Annotated in this window: 11 protein-coding genes and 1 tRNA gene; 5 read left to right on the top strand and 7 right to left on the bottom strand. The window is 57.5% G+C overall.

From position 1 onward, the window contains the following. The first annotated feature begins 764 nt into the window (after positions 1-764). From recJ to RIKMI_RS0107110, 4 genes are all read left to right on the top strand, one after another. Positions 765-2,525 (top strand): single-stranded-DNA-specific exonuclease RecJ, encoded by a 1,761-nt coding sequence (gene recJ / locus RIKMI_RS0107125; protein WP_027291037.1) that lies wholly within the window; start codon positions 765-767, stop codon positions 2,523-2,525. 352 nt (positions 2,526-2,877) lie between these two features. After that, complete coding sequence (locus tag RIKMI_RS0107120) at positions 2,878-4,875, top strand: glycogen debranching enzyme N-terminal domain-containing protein (protein ID WP_027291036.1); 1,998 nt, start codon at positions 2,878-2,880, stop codon at positions 4,873-4,875. A 106-nt stretch (positions 4,876-4,981) separates the two neighbouring features. Further along, entirely contained in the window at positions 4,982-6,274 is a 1,293-nt protein-coding gene (locus RIKMI_RS0107115) for a glycosyltransferase family 4 protein (protein ID WP_245584948.1), read from the top strand. Between the two features lie 70 nt (positions 6,275-6,344). Continuing rightward, complete coding sequence (locus tag RIKMI_RS0107110; protein WP_027291034.1) at positions 6,345-7,532, top strand: glycoside hydrolase family 57 protein; 1,188 nt, start codon at positions 6,345-6,347, stop codon at positions 7,530-7,532. 192 nt (positions 7,533-7,724) lie between these two features. On the opposite strand, the gene RIKMI_RS0107105 is transcribed toward RIKMI_RS0107110, so the two are convergent. Continuing rightward, entirely contained in the window at positions 7,725-8,375 is a 651-nt protein-coding gene (locus RIKMI_RS0107105) for an NAD(P)-dependent oxidoreductase (protein WP_027291033.1), read from the bottom strand. A gap of 28 nt (positions 8,376-8,403) precedes the next feature. Continuing rightward, positions 8,404-8,979 carry a SagB/ThcOx family dehydrogenase gene (locus RIKMI_RS13350; RefSeq protein WP_051214405.1) on the bottom strand — a complete coding sequence of 192 codons (576 nt, stop codon included), beginning with the start codon at positions 8,977-8,979 and terminating at the stop codon, positions 8,404-8,406. 109 nt (positions 8,980-9,088) lie between these two features. Here RIKMI_RS13350 and RIKMI_RS13345 point away from each other — a divergent pair, with 109 nt between their 5' ends. Beyond that, positions 9,089-10,312: a glycoside hydrolase family 27 protein gene (locus RIKMI_RS13345; protein ID WP_051214404.1), complete on the top strand. Its 1,224-nt coding sequence runs from the start codon at positions 9,089-9,091 to the stop codon at positions 10,310-10,312. Between the two features lie 407 nt (positions 10,313-10,719). Here RIKMI_RS13345 and RIKMI_RS0107085 read toward each other — a convergent pair. The 5 genes from RIKMI_RS0107085 to RIKMI_RS13335 form a co-directional block, all read right to left on the bottom strand. Continuing rightward, positions 10,720-10,791, bottom strand: a tRNA-Arg gene (locus RIKMI_RS0107085). A gap of 64 nt (positions 10,792-10,855) precedes the next feature. After that, entirely contained in the window at positions 10,856-11,878 is a 1,023-nt protein-coding gene (locus RIKMI_RS0107080) for a beta-ketoacyl-ACP synthase III (protein WP_027291032.1), read from the bottom strand. A 325-nt stretch (positions 11,879-12,203) separates the two neighbouring features. Continuing rightward, positions 12,204-13,157, bottom strand: coding sequence for a phosphate acyltransferase (locus tag RIKMI_RS0107075; RefSeq protein ID WP_084135217.1), 954 nt, complete (start codon positions 13,155-13,157; stop codon positions 12,204-12,206). A 198-nt stretch (positions 13,158-13,355) separates the two neighbouring features. After that, on the bottom strand, positions 13,356-13,538 hold the full coding sequence (gene rpmF / locus RIKMI_RS14610; RefSeq protein ID WP_084135216.1) for a 50S ribosomal protein L32: 183 nt from the start codon (positions 13,536-13,538) through the stop codon (positions 13,356-13,358). Between the two features lie 30 nt (positions 13,539-13,568). After that, positions 13,569-14,180, bottom strand: a complete 612-nt coding sequence (locus RIKMI_RS13335) for a YceD family protein (protein ID WP_051214403.1) — start codon at positions 14,178-14,180, stop codon at positions 13,569-13,571. Positions 14,181-14,197: the final 17 nt, after the last annotated feature.

The raw sequence follows: 14,197 nt of genomic DNA, 5'->3' as shown, positions 1-14,197 counted from the left end.
AAGCACCTTAACCCTACGGTTAATCGTCTGCCGCGCAGCGGTCAGCCCGAACCGACGCAGTAGCCGAGCGCCATCGAACTTGTTCGTATGGCCGAGGCGCAAGGAGGAAGCCGGAACGGCAACCCACCCTCGGCGAACCGATGCAGTAGCCGAGAGCCACCGGGGTCGGCTGCGCTTTCCTCCTCGCCTTCCGACAGTGCTTAAGCCGGCTTGCGCTGCTCTCACCGGCAGCGTCGGGTGCACGAATGCCGAGGCACAAGGAGGAACCGAGCAGCGTACCGAGATCTAAAGGCCGCTTGCGGACTTTGGCGAGGCAGCGCGAGGAAGCCGCCAGGCAAAACGAACGAAGCGAAGTTAACGGCTGCAACCTGCGGTCTTGCCCTCGCTGACTCTGGGATTTGGCCTGCAAATTAACCGTACTTTTAATTTGCAGATTCAAGGCCGGAGCCAGCGGGGCCGCAACAAGCATCGCGCAGTTGCAGGCCTTCGCCGGGGGCGGCTCCGGCCTGACTAAGGGAGAACATGATGATCATGCAGGCTTAAAAAGTACTCCCGGCTTTTGACTGGGAGTCGAAGCACGGGTATAGGCTGCCGACCCGGGAATGTGCGATTTTCCGATCCGACGGGAGTCAGGGGCGGGGAATCGCATTCCCGGCGGGTTTTTTGCCTTCTTTTTTGCTCGCTCAACCGGCGCGGCAGCAACAGCAGCCGCGCCCGGTACCACGAAACACGATGAAAAAAAGTAAACAAAAAAATATAACATCATGCACGCAGACAAGAAGTGGGTCGTCCGGCCCGCGGGCGATGCGGCGAAAGTGGAGGCACTCTCCGCCACGCTCGGCATCGACCCCAGGCTGGCGAACCTCTTGGTTCAGCGCGGCATAGACACGACGGAACTGGCACGGCAATTCTTCGACCCCAAGCTCGACGAACTGCACGATCCGTACCTGATGAAAGATATGATGTTCGCCGTCCAGCGGATCGAACATGCCATATCCCATCGGGAACGCGTGATGGTTTACGGCGACTACGACGTCGACGGAATCACCGCCGTGGCATTGGTCTACAACTTCCTCTCGCGATGGATGGACGACCTCCTTTTCTACATACCCGACCGGTACGCCGAAGGGTACGGAATCTCGGAAAAGGGGATCGACTACGCCGCCGACAACGGAGCGAAGCTGATCATCGCCCTCGACTGCGGGATCAAAGCCTGTTCCAAAGTAGCCTACGCCAAGCGCAAAGGGATTGACTTCATCATTTGCGACCACCACCTGCCGGGAGACTCCATCCCGCAGGCCGTCGCCGTGCTCGACCCCAAAAGGGAAGACTGCACCTACCCGTTCAAAGACCTCTCCGGATGCGGAGTCGGATTCAAACTCATCCAGGCCTTCTGCCAATTCAAGGAGCTGCCGTTCGGCACCATCGAACCGCTGCTGGACCTGGTGGCCGTCAGCATCGCGTCCGACATCGTGCCCATCATCGGCGAAAACCGGATACTGGCCCACTACGGTCTTATCCGGCTCAACCGCCAGCCCAACAAAGGGCTGGCCGCCATCATCAAGCTCTGCGGGCTGGAACGGCACACGATCGCCATCGACGACATCGTCTTCAAAATCGGCCCCCGCATCAACGCCGCAGGCCGTATGGAGATCGAGATCGACGAAGACGATCCCCGCGCCCAGTCCGGCGGACGCACCGCCGTCCGGCTGCTGACCGCCCTCAACGAACAGCGGGCCATGTATTACGTACAGCAGATCGACACGTTCAACAAAGACCGCAAAAGCATCGACCGGAACATCACCCTCGAAGCCCACCGGTTCATCGAACAAACCCCCGAAATGCTGGACAAGAAATGCACGGTGATCTACAACCCGAACTGGATGAAAGGCGTCGTGGGCATCGTGGCCTCGCGGCTGATCGAGACCTACTTCCGCCCCACCGTGGTGCTGACCATGAGCCACGGGCTGGTGACCGGGTCGGCCCGTTCCGTTCCCGGATTCGACCTCTACCAGGCCGTCGAATCGTGCGCCGACCTGCTCGAAAACTTCGGCGGACACACCTACGCCGCCGGCCTGACCATGCGGCCGGAGCGGATCGAAGAGTTCAAAGCACGCTTCGAGGCCTACGTCGAAGCCAATATCGAACCCGACATGCTCGTCCCGCAGATCGACATCGACGAACCGCTCGGATTCGCCGACATCACGCCCGCCTTCCGCCGGACGCTGAACGCCTTCCAGCCTTTCGGCCCCGGCAATCCGGCCCCCGTGTTCATGACCCGGAACGTCAGCGACAACGGCACGGCACGGTTGGTCGGAGCGCGGGGCGAACACCTGAAAATGGAACTGATCCAGGGCCAACGCCCCTTTACCCCGATGTCCGCCATCGCCTTCGGGCAAACCGACTGCTTCGAACACATCAAACGCGGCGGCGCCATCGACATCTGCTACAACGTAGTCGAAAACCATTACCAGGGCAACGTCACGCCCCAACTGAGGATCAAAGACATCAAACCCTGCCTTTGAACCCCGCGCATCCGAGCCGCCGGCACCCGTAAAAGGAGAACTTTTCGAGAAAGTTCTCCTTTTTCATGAATTAACGTAAAAAACACGCCGGAAATAAAAAATAAAACACTATATTTACGGTGAGCGATCGCTTAGATCATTCCGGTTCTTAAATCACGTTTCCCCCGTACTTCTACCGCCTCTCCCCGTCCCGCACGGCCGGGAAGGCCCATAAAGTATTTTAACGATATTCCGCAGCATTCCCGCCTGCGGCTTCTCCGACTCACCCCTACCCGTCGCAGCCGCAGGCCCCGTATAAAACAGGACGAACAAGCACCCGAACCTCACAACATACCAGACAGGACACACAGTTATGGCAATATTACAATTCAACAAACAGGCATTAGGCAACCTCGAATACTCGCTGCAACGCGAAATGCTCAGCACCAACCGGGCCGGCGGATACATGAACACCACCATCGTATGCTGCAACACGCGGAAATACCACGGGCTGATGGTCTGCCCGGTGGAAACGCTGGGAGGCGAAGATTTCGTTCTGCTCTCCTCCCTGGACGAAACCGTGATCCAGCACGAACAGGAATTCAACCTGGCCATACACCGTTTCCCCGGCATCTACGAACCGCGCGGGCATAAATATATCGTGGACTTTTCCTACACCCCCACGCCGACCATCATCTACCGCGTCGGGGGCGTCCTGCTGAAAAAAGAGATGCTGTGGGTGCACACCGCGGAACAGCTGCTGATCCGCTATACGCTGCTGGAAGCCCGTTCGGCCACCCGTCTCAGGCTCCGTCCGTTCCTCGCGTTCCGCTCGCGTCACGGCCTGAGCCATGAAAACATGGAAGCGGACGGGAAATCCTACCCCATCCCCGGCGGCGTCAAATCGCGCCTCTATCCGCGCTTCCCGTGGCTCAACATGCAGGTCAGCAAAGAGGCGAAATTCGTAACGGCGCCCGACTGGTACCACAACTTCGAATACCTGGAGGAGGAACGGCGCGGTTACCCGTTCCGCGAAGACCTGCTGACGACCGGCTATTTCGAAATGGACATCGCCACCGGCGAAAGCGTGATCTTCTCCGGTTCCACCGCCGAAGTGCAACCCGACCGGCTGGTATCCATCTTCGAAGAAGAGATCGCGCGGCGGACCGTCAAGACCGAATTCCTGCCCGCCCTCTACCACTCGGCGCGGCAATTCCTCATCATCAAGGAAAACCACACCTCGCTGACAGCCGGATACCCGTGGTACAACGCCCGCAGCCGTGAAACCTTCATAGCCCTGGCGGGTATCACGCTGACCCAGCCCAGCCTGATGGTGGACCAATGCGTTGAGATTTTGGACTACCACGTCGAAAACCGCCTGCACGACGGCATTTTCGGCACCCACTTCGCCGCCGACACCCAGCTGTGGTTCTTCCATGCCCTGCAACAACTGGAAAGTTTCATCCAGGGCGGCAAAAGCGAAATCTGGGCACGGTACGGGACAGCGATGAAAGAGATCCTGTACGCCTACCGGGACGGCGTGGGGAACGACCGGGCCGAAAACGAAACGGACTGGTACGACGACGAACGGGAACGCTACATCCACATGGCCGACAACGGTCTGATCTGGGCCGACATGCCCGGCCGGCCGCTCACCTGGATGAACACCATGAACGACGGGCAGCCCGTCACCCGGCGGCCGGGATTCGCCGTGGAAGTCAATGCCCTGTGGTACAACGCCGTATGCTATACCCTGGAGCTGGCCGGCGTATGCGGCGACGACGCCTTCGTCAAGGAATGGATCGAAATGCCAGAGCGGATCAAAGACAACTTCCGGGCCACTTTCTGGCTCGAACAGAACCCGCAGCAGCCATACCTGGCCGACTACGTTTACCACGACGGCGAGAAGAACGCCGACATCCGGCCCAACATGCTCATCGCCTGCTCGCTGCCCTATTCGCCGCTGAACGAATACGAACAGCAAAAGATATTCACGGTAACCGAGACCTACCTGCTGACCCCGCGCGGCCTGAGGACCCTCAGTCCCAACAGCCCGCAATACCAGGGAATCTGCCGCGGCAACGAACACTGCCGCAACACGGCCCGGCATCAGGGCACCGTATTCCCCTGGTTGCTGGAACATTACGTGCGTACCGGATTCCGGCTCTACGGCAAAGGATACCTCATGCAGGCCAAAGAGCTGCTCGGCGGTTTCGAAGAAGACCTGCTCAACTACGGGATCGGTTCCGTGCCCGAAGCCTACGACGGCGACGCGCCCCACGAAGCCTGCGGAGCGATCTCCTACGCGCCCAGCGTGGCCGCGTTGTTGCAGATACACCGCATGATCCGCGACTCGGAACGCCACAGCTAACCCTTTCTTCGAACGATACCCCTTTATACGGGAACTATTTGATAACGGACTTTGCCTCGGAGCAAACAAAACATTTACCCATGAAAACAAGAAAGGACCAGTACATATGAGAGTTTTAATGTTCGGCTGGGAATTCCCCCCACATATCGCCGGGGGGCTGGGAACTGCATGCTACGGACTGACGCGCGGGCTGGCCAAGCTGGGCGTGAAGGTGATTTTCGTGGTGCCGAAAGCCTATGGCGACGAAGACCAGCGATTCTTACAGATCAGAAACGCATCGGAGGTCGAAGCGCCCTACGGGACGCTGGAAACCGAAGAAGACCTTTGGAAACAACTTACTTTCATCCGGATCAACTCCAACATGGTGCCCTATCTCAGTCCGGAGGAATACGCGAACGAATGGAACGAATTCCGGCACGAGAAACGCCCCGGCATACCGCAGGACATCTGGAAACAACGCTATAACTTCAGCGGCAAATACGGCGCCAACCTGATGGAAGAGGTGGCCCGGTACGCGATGGTGGCGGCCCAGGTCGCCAAAGAGATGGAAGGGCAGTTCGACGTGATCCACGCCCACGACTGGCTCACCTACTACGCGGGAATAGCGGCCAAACGGGTGAGCGGCAAACCGCTGGTCGTACACATGCACGCGACCGAATTCGACCGCAGCGGCGAAAACATCAACACGGTGGTCTACAACATCGAGCGGACCGGAATGGCGGCGGCCGACCGGGTCATGGCGGTGAGCAACCTCACGCGGAACATCGTGATCGAAAAATACGGCATCGCCCCGGACAAAGTAGTGACCGTACACAACGGCGTACGGTTCAAAGCCCACGAAGGGCCGGAAGAAGAACGCGGCGTGGACGACAAGATCGTGACTTTCCTGGGCCGCATCACCTACCAGAAAGGGCCGGACTACTTCGTCGAAGCGGCGGCCAAAGTGCTCAAACGGTTGCCCAACGTGCGGTTCGTGATGGCCGGAAGCGGCGACATGCTCAACCACGTCGTGCGGCGCGTGGCCAAGCTGGGCATCTCCGACCGGTTCCACTTCACCGGCTTCCTCAAAGGGGACGAAGTGCGGCGCATGTTCGAACTGAGCGACGTCTATATCATGCCGTCCGTATCCGAACCGTTCGGCATCTCTCCTCTCGAAGCGATGAAGTCCAACGTGCCGGTCATCATATCGAAACAGTCCGGCGTAGCCGAAGTGCTGACCCACGCCGTCAAAGTGGACTACTGGGACGTGGACGCGATGGCGGACGCCATATACAGTCTCGTGACCTATCCGGCGCTGCATAACATGTTCATCACCAAAGGCCAGGAAGAGGTCACCACCCTCAAATGGGACAACGCCGCCAGACACGTGCTGGACGTTTATAAAGCCGTAACGGAATAACCCGTTTTTTCAACCTCGCACCATATCCGAACCCTTGACGACACAACCGAATACTCAACCTAAACAGCATATGAAAAACCTCAACCTATACTTTCAGGTACACCAACCGTTCCGACTGAAGAAATACCGGTTCTTCAACATGGGCAAAGATCACTTTTATTTCGACGACTTCCTCAACCGGAGCATTCTCCAGAAAGTCGCCGCAGCGTGCTACCTGCCCATGAACCAGCTGCTGCTGAAGATGATCCGGGAACACGGGGCCGAAAACATGCGGGTATCGTTCTCGATTTCCGGCATCGCCATCGAACAGTTCAAGCTCTACGCGCCGGAGGTGATCGACAGTTTCCGCGAGCTGGCGCAAAGCGGCGCGGTGGAATTTCTGGCCGAAACCTACGCCCACTCGCTGGCGTCGCTCACCAGCAAAGAGGAGTTCGAACGGCAGGTGAGACTGCACGCGGACACGATGGAAGAGCTGTTCGGCGTGCGGCCGGCCACTTTCCGCAACACCGAGCTGATTTACAGCGACGGCATCGGCGAAATGGCCTACAATCTGGGTTACCACACCCTGCTGACCGAAGGGGCGAAACACATCCTGGGGTGGAAAAGCCCAAACTTCATCTATGCCAATGCGATCAAACAGGAACAGAAACTGCTGCTACGCAACTTCCGCCTGAGCGACGACATCGCTTTCCGGTTCTCCGACCGGAACTGGGACGGCTGGCCGCTGACCGCCGACAAATACATCGAATGGATTCTGGACCAGGAAGGGGAGATCATCAACCTGTTCATGGACTACGAGACTTTCGGCGAACACCAGAAACGCGACACCGGCATTTTCGAATTCATGGAGCAATTCTTCACCCGTGCAGTGAAACACCCCGACCTGCGACTGCGCACGCCGAGTCAGATCGCGGCCACGCACGAACCGGTAGCCGTGCTCCACGTGCCGCACCCCATTTCGTGGGCCGACGAAGAACGCGACATCACGGCCTGGCTGGGCAACGAACTGCAAGACGAGGCGTTCAGCAAACTCTACTCGTTACAGGACAAGATCTACCGCCTGAACGACCCCGACATGACGCGGGTATGGTACGCCCTGCAATCGTCCGACCATTTCTACTACATGTGCACGAAATGGTTCTCCGACGGAGACGTGCACAGCTATTTCAACCCCTACGATTCGCCCTATGCCGCTTTCATGAATTACATGAACGTCTTCAGCGACTTCAAACGGGAAGTAGAACACCGGGTGGGATAATTTTCCGCCCGGGCGCCGGGCGGAAGCGATTCCCATCACGGATACCATACGGAAGATAATCTACCGTACGGACACCGGACCCGGCCGGACGCTTTTTACGTTTCAAAACAATCCGCCGCGGGCTTTATGCCGTTTCTCAATCGTTACGGCATAAAGCCCGCGGCATATTTTATTCCGGGGCACGCGACGAGCTTAATACCCTACCGTAAAACGCTCGCGATGGTGCTGCGGCTCCTCCAGCTCGTCGATCATCGCCACTGCATAATCCTGCACCGAGATATGACTCCTGCCCGTCGCAGCGTCCACCAACAGGTCGTCCTTGCCCAGGCGGAACTTCGCCGTCCTGCCGCCGGCCGTCAAATCCGCCGACGGCGAAAGGAAAATCCAGTCCAGCTCCGTCTCCGGCATCAGCAAATCATAATAGACCTGCGCCAGCGACTTCACACCCGGCAATATCCGTTCCGGCATAGGGCCGTCCAATACCCGCACGCCGGGCCGCACGAAAAGGCTCCCCGCGCCGCCGACCACCAGCAAACGTTTCACGCCCGAACGGCGCACCCCTTCGATAATCGTCCGATACCCCTGCAACGTCTCCTCGTAAATATCCGGATTCGACCATCCCGGATTGAACGCGCTGATAACCGCCCCCGCTCCGCGAACCAATCTTTCCAATTTGCCTTCGTCCGTCACGTCCGTTTCGACGACCTTCAGTTCCGGCCCCCGACGGCGTATCTTGCCGGCATTGCGCACCAACGCTTTCACCTGCCAGCCCCGTTCCAGCGCCTCATCCAGCAGAGCAGAGCCGACGAAACCGCTCGCCCCGATAATCACGACCTGCTTCATACTGCGAATATTTTCACCGTACCGGCCGTCAATAGCCGACCGTTTGCGCCAAGATGAAACGGCGGCCCGTATCCAGCATCAACGCCCGCATCAGCTCATCGACCCTGGCACCGACCCGCACCACCACTTTCAATCCCTGCGACGCGCAATAAAGGTACACGTTCTCGCTCATGTGTCCCGCGTCGATGCCCGCCAGAAAAAGATACATCTCCGGCGACAGCGGCGAGCCGGTATAACGTCCCGTATTGGCGATATACAACAAATTGAGCGGCGCCGTATAGACATAATCCTGCACGCCGGCCAATTCGCGGAAATCCCCCTCGGCGACAAGCTCCAGCAAATGGTGCTCCGGAACATAATGATAAACCGCTTCCGGCAGTACGGCATAAACATCCATCGGATACAACGCCATGGCAGAAGGGGCCGTCCGTTTGCCATCTTCGCGGTTCACTCCGTAAGCCGACCACAATACGCCGGACAAATGGCCCAGAGACAGCTTATCCGTTTTGAATTCACGTTCCGAACGGCGGCCCTGCAATGCTTCGTGCAACGTTCCCGCACGGGAAAAGTCGGGAGCCCCGAGTTCAATCTGATCGATTTTCATAATTTCCTGATTTAACGACCGTACATTAGTCCGGTCGTTTACGGTACACTGCAAGAGTCGAGCCAAAATACTATCTTTGTAGAGACAGACAAACTTTCAACACCCGATTATGAAACTGAAACTCTGGATGGCCGCGGCTTTGTTCTGCGTAGCAGGAAACGGTTCCGCACTGGCGCAACGCGAACCCACCCCGGCGGACACGCTCGCTCTGACCCCGCCGATGGGCTGGAACAGTTGGAACCAATTCGAATGGGAGGTCAGCGACTCGCTGATCCGCGAAATCGCCGACGCTATGGTTTCGACCGGCATGCGCGACGCGGGTTACCGCTATATTATCATCGACGACTACTGGGTAGGCGGCCGGGACACCAAGAACCGGCTTTTCCCCGATCCGGTACGTTTTCCCCACGGCATGAAAGCGCTGGCCGATTACGTGCACGGGAAAGGGCTGAAATTAGGCATCTATTCCGACGCCGCCGAGCTGACATGCGCAGGCGTAACGGGCAGCCTCGGTTTCGAAGAACTGGACGCGCAGACTTTCGCCGATTGGGGAATCGATTACCTGAAGTACGATTACTGCCATGCCCCGAAAGACCGCACGACGGCTTTCACCCGCTACAAAAAGATGGGCGACGCCCTGAAAGCGACCGGCAAACCGATCGTCTATGCCATCTGCGAGTGGGGCGGCCGCAGCCCGTGGTTATGGGCCAAGGCTGCTGGCGGGCACCTGTGGCGCACGACCTACGATTCGCGGGACAGTTGGCATTCGGGCGACCACGATCTGGTCGGCATCATGGATATTTTCGACACGCAGGACGGACTGGAACGATATGCGGGGCCGGGTGCCTGGAACGATCCGGACTTGCTGATGGTCGGTCTTTACGGCAAGGGTAAATCCTCGTCGCCGGACAAGCGTTTCGCGGGCTGCACGGACGAAGAATACAAGACCCATTTTGCATTGTGGTGCATGCTGGCGGCGCCGCTGATCGTGAACAACGATCTTCGGGACATGTCGGACTTCACCCGGAAGCTTTTGACGAACAAGCACCTGATCGCCGTGGATCAGGACTCGCTGGGACGGCAAGGGTACACGTTCCTGCGTTCGGACGACCTGCAATACCTGCGCAAGGAGCTGAAAGACGGAGTGGCGATCTGTGTCTTCAACCGTTCGGAGACGCCGAAAGATTTCACGTTCGATCCGGTAAAGGATGCGGATATCCTCTACCCGGCCGATGCGACGAACGCCTGGACAGGCAGGGTATCGAAAAAGGGAATCGTTCGCGGCACTCTGCCGGCGCACGGCTGCGAAGTCTATATCTACCGGCGGAAATAATAGAGAAGATTTTACTCCAATGGAATCAGTATGCGCGATTTTCAGAAAACCGATCATACATTTCGACATATCGACAGTTCCCACCGCTGTTTTTCGGCTTGCGCCGCCCTCTCCGACGGCCGGAAACCGTCCGGTACCGAACCGATAGAAAAGACCATTTCCGAACGTGTTCGGTATATCAAAGCATATATCAGGTTCAAATCTCTCTGCCCTGCATCCAGCCACTTCGGACACAGACCCAAATAGGAAATTCATTACCTGGCTTCGGATAAAATCAGATATACTCTTCTCACCCGAATAAAGTTCGGGCCGGTTTGCTCAATGGCAAGGCGGCCTGAACTGCGTATAGAACGGCATATCAGACGAATAAAAAGACCATCTCCCCTCTCGGCGAAGATGGTCTTTCGTAGCCACAACAGGACTCGAACCTGTATCTAAAGTTTAGGAAACTTCCGTTCTATCCCTTGAACTATGCGGCCTCGTCTCCGACCGGATACGGGGAATCCCGGAAACACGGCTCTTCCCCTCCCCCCGGCCGGGTCGTTATTTTTTCATCGTACCGCCGTCGTAAGCCCAGCGCAGGTAGATGGCTCCCCACGTAAAACCGCCGCCGAACGATGCCAGAATCAGGTTATCCCCCTTCTTCAGGCGGGTTTCATAGTCCCACAGGCAGATCGGAATCGTCGCTGCCGTAGTATTCCCGTATTTCTCGATATTGACCATGCAGCGGTCGGCGGGAAGCCCCATCCGGTGGGCCGTAGCGTCGATGATACGTTTGTTGGCCTGGTGCGGTACCAGATAACGCACGTCTTCGGCCGTCAGGCGGTTGCGTTCCATGATTTCGACCGCCGTATCGGCCATGTGCGAAACGGCCGCCTTGAACACGGGCTGGCCCTCCTGATGCACGTAGTGCCATTTGTTGTCCACCGTCTCGTGCGAAGCGGGATAACACGACCCGCCGGCTTTCAGGTAGAGGTGCACGGCGCCCGATCCGTCGGAGTGCAGACTGGCGTCGATCAGCCCCAATCCTTCGGTATTCGGTTCGACGAGTACCGCTCCGGCTCCGTCGCCGAAGATGGGACAGGTGGTACGGTCTTCGTAATCGATGATGGAAGACATCTTGTCGGCGCCGACAACGATGATCTTCTTATAGGTTCCGGCTTCAATGAATTTGGCGGCGGTGGTCAACGCAAAAAGGAAGCCGCTGCAAGCCGCCGAAAGGTCGAACCCGAAGGCTTTCGTCAGCCCCGATTTGTATGCGATGAGATTGGCCGTGCTCGGAAAGGCCATGTCGGGGGTTACGGTCGCACAGATAATAAGGTCGATATCCTGCGGATCGACCTGGGTCTTTTCCAACAGGTCTTTGACGGCGCGTTCGCCCATGTAGGAGGTGCCTTTCCCTTCGCCTTTCAGAATATGCCGGGTCTTGATCCCGATACGGGTCATGATCCATTCATCAGAAGTATCGACCATCCGGCTAAGCTCTTCGTTGTCGAGTATGTATTTCGGCAGATAGGCGCCTACTCCGGTAATGGCGGCTGTAATCTTATTCGCAGTCTTACTCATGCTTCTTTTTTAATTGTTCGTTTTATCCATAGCCTGAAGAAGGGCACTGTTCTTTTTGTGAACAAAAAGAACCAAAAAAACTTTCGAGAATGCTGGCGCATTCTAAGCCTGCCGGATCCCTACTTTGGCGTAACGGACGGGGTATAAATCCCTTCGGGCCAGCCCCGTTCCGTTCGCCAAAACTGAAGATTGCGGAGCCTAAGGAGTAGCGTAGCTATCTAAAAGTTCTTTAGGTCCCTTTCTTTCAAGAAAGGGACAGTTCCATACGGGCAGGAATAAAAACGAACGGTTAAAAATAAAAAGGGTTCGACAGCCAGGCAGGGACCTAACGGTTGAACGCCTTTTTAAATTGGGATACCATGTCCGTGCGCGCGGCGCGTTCGGTCAGCAGTATCATATTGGTAATGGCCTTGGCCGACGAACAGCCATGACCGATGATAACAGTGGAATTGATCCCCAGCACGGGAGTACCGCCGACATTTTCGTAATTCAGGCCCTCTATGACCGGAGAGGAGAACCCCTGGGCCTGTAGGATATGATGGAACCCCTCGACCGTTTTGAGCAACGTATTGCCCGAAAAACCGTCGCACACCACCACATCGGCGACATCGGCCGTCAGCAGGTGTTTGCCCTCCACATTCCCCACGAAATTATAATCCCCCGCCGCTCCCCTTTCGGCCATCAGCGGATAAGTCGCCTTCGTCAGCAGATTGCCCTTTTCGGGTTCCTCGCCGATATTGAGCAACGCCACGCGCGGATTCGGAATCCCCAGCGTCTCGCGTGCATAGATACTCCCGATCGTTCCGTACTGCGCCAGCACTTCCGGTTTGCAGTCGGCGTTCAGCCCCACGTCGAGCAACAGCACGTCGCCGCCCGACACCGTCTTGAACGCCGTGGCGATAGCCGGACGGATCACCCCCTCGATCTGGCCCACGGCCTGCATACAGCCCACCATCATCGCCCCCGTGCTCCCCGCGCTGGCAAAACCAGCGATATCCCCTTCGCACAAGTGACGAAAACCGACGACGATGCTCGAATCCCCCTTCTGGGCAAAAGCTTTCACCGGATGATCGCCCATGGCGATGACCTCGGAAGCGTGAACGACTTCGATCCGCGGATCGGCCAGCAAACCGCAGGTATCCTCGGCTTCCAGCGCTCTCCGGTCGCCGAACAGGACCAGAATCGTCCCCTCCGACAAATGCGTCAAGGCCGCATGGGCACCCTCCACGGTCACCCGCGGAGCGAAATCGCCGCCCATTGCATCAAGGCCTATTCTCATAATTGATGACGTTAGGTTCGTGATGGTTTTTCTTACAAAACGGTCGCAAAACAAGACGTACGGCCCGAGAGCCTTCTTCCTTTGCGACCGTAAGTTTTCCGCCCGCAAACCGTCTCCTCGTTTTTCAGACCAAGTCCGGATACGGCCCTCGGCGGCTCCAGCGAAATTTCCCGGAACGCTCCGGAACAAAGGAACGGGCTACTGGCCCTTCACTTCCATCGCTTTCTTCCCGCGATAGAACCCGCATTCCGGGCATACGCGATGGAACAGGATGGCAGCCCCGCAGTTGGAGCAGGTAGCCAGCGTCGGAGCGACGGCTTTGTAATGCGTTCTTCTCTTGTCACGACGGGTCGAAGAGACCTTGTGTTTAGGATGTGCCATTTTTCTTTATCTGCTTATTATTGTATTCTCTTATCTGTCCTTGTCTTCTTTCAGTCCGGCGAGCGAGGCGAAAGGGCCGTCGGCCTCTTCCGCAGCGGCGCCCCGCGTCAGATCGTCGAATTCCGATTCGGTCACGATCCGGAACCGTTTCAGCATGTCGGGATTGCACTCCCCGATATTCCGGTGCACGCGCTGGAACGGCAGCGAAAGCATGATGCTTTCGTAAATATACTGCCCCATATCCAGCGAATCGTCCGCAGGGGAGATCCACAGCACGTCGCCGTCGCTGTTGTTGGCCTCGCGATGCGCATCGCCGGAGTAGCGTTCCCCTTCCGGAATGGAGTCGCTGATCTTGACCACCGGACGCCCCTCGAAATGCACCGGACACAGGAATTCGTCGAGACACCGGTCGCAGGTCAGCAGCACTTCGGCATCGATCGCCACGAACAGCTCCATCATCGAAGCGTGCTTCACCACCTCCACGCGTGCCTGTCCCTGTCCGTGCGCCACTTCGCTTTCCGGCCAGCGGCCGAAGAAACGGTCGTTTACCGGGAAGTCATAGCTATAGGTCTCACCTGTCTTAAGACCGTGAAAATCTATCTTGTATGTCGTATCGGCGCTCACTTTAGGGTGGCTTTGCATCCTGCAAAGGTAATCAT

The sequence above is a fragment of the Rikenella microfusus DSM 15922 genome (genome assembly GCF_000427365.1).
In the GTDB taxonomy this organism is placed as follows: Bacteria; Bacteroidota; Bacteroidia; order Bacteroidales; family Rikenellaceae; genus Rikenella; species Rikenella microfusus.
Note: the sequence above shows the minus strand (reverse complement) of the source record. Positions and strands in the feature narration are given on the sequence as shown.

Bases quoted from the DNA above. Each gene is read 5' to 3' on its own strand.
- RIKMI_RS13335 (WP_051214403.1), bottom strand. From the start codon at position 14,180: ATGCAAAGCCACCCTAAAGTGAGCGCCGATACGACATACAAGATAGAT.
- RIKMI_RS0107075 (WP_084135217.1), bottom strand. From the start codon at position 13,157: ATGAGAATAGGCCTTGATGCAATGGGCGGCGATTTCGCTCCGCGGGTG.
- RIKMI_RS0107110 (WP_027291034.1), top strand. From the start codon at position 6,345: ATGAAAAACCTCAACCTATACTTTCAGGTACACCAACCGTTCCGACTG.
- RIKMI_RS0107080 (WP_027291032.1), bottom strand. From the start codon at position 11,878: ATGAGTAAGACTGCGAATAAGATTACAGCCGCCATTACCGGAGTAGGC.
- RIKMI_RS0107120 (WP_027291036.1), top strand. From the start codon at position 2,878: ATGGCAATATTACAATTCAACAAACAGGCATTAGGCAACCTCGAATAC.
- RIKMI_RS13345 (WP_051214404.1), top strand. From the start codon at position 9,089: ATGAAACTGAAACTCTGGATGGCCGCGGCTTTGTTCTGCGTAGCAGGA.
- recJ (WP_027291037.1), top strand. From the start codon at position 765: ATGCACGCAGACAAGAAGTGGGTCGTCCGGCCCGCGGGCGATGCGGCG.
- rpmF (WP_084135216.1), bottom strand. From the start codon at position 13,538: ATGGCACATCCTAAACACAAGGTCTCTTCGACCCGTCGTGACAAGAGA.
- RIKMI_RS0107115 (WP_245584948.1), top strand. From the start codon at position 4,982: ATGAGAGTTTTAATGTTCGGCTGGGAATTCCCCCCACATATCGCCGGG.
- RIKMI_RS13350 (WP_051214405.1), bottom strand. From the start codon at position 8,979: ATGAAAATCGATCAGATTGAACTCGGGGCTCCCGACTTTTCCCGTGCG.
- RIKMI_RS0107105 (WP_027291033.1), bottom strand. From the start codon at position 8,375: ATGAAGCAGGTCGTGATTATCGGGGCGAGCGGTTTCGTCGGCTCTGCT.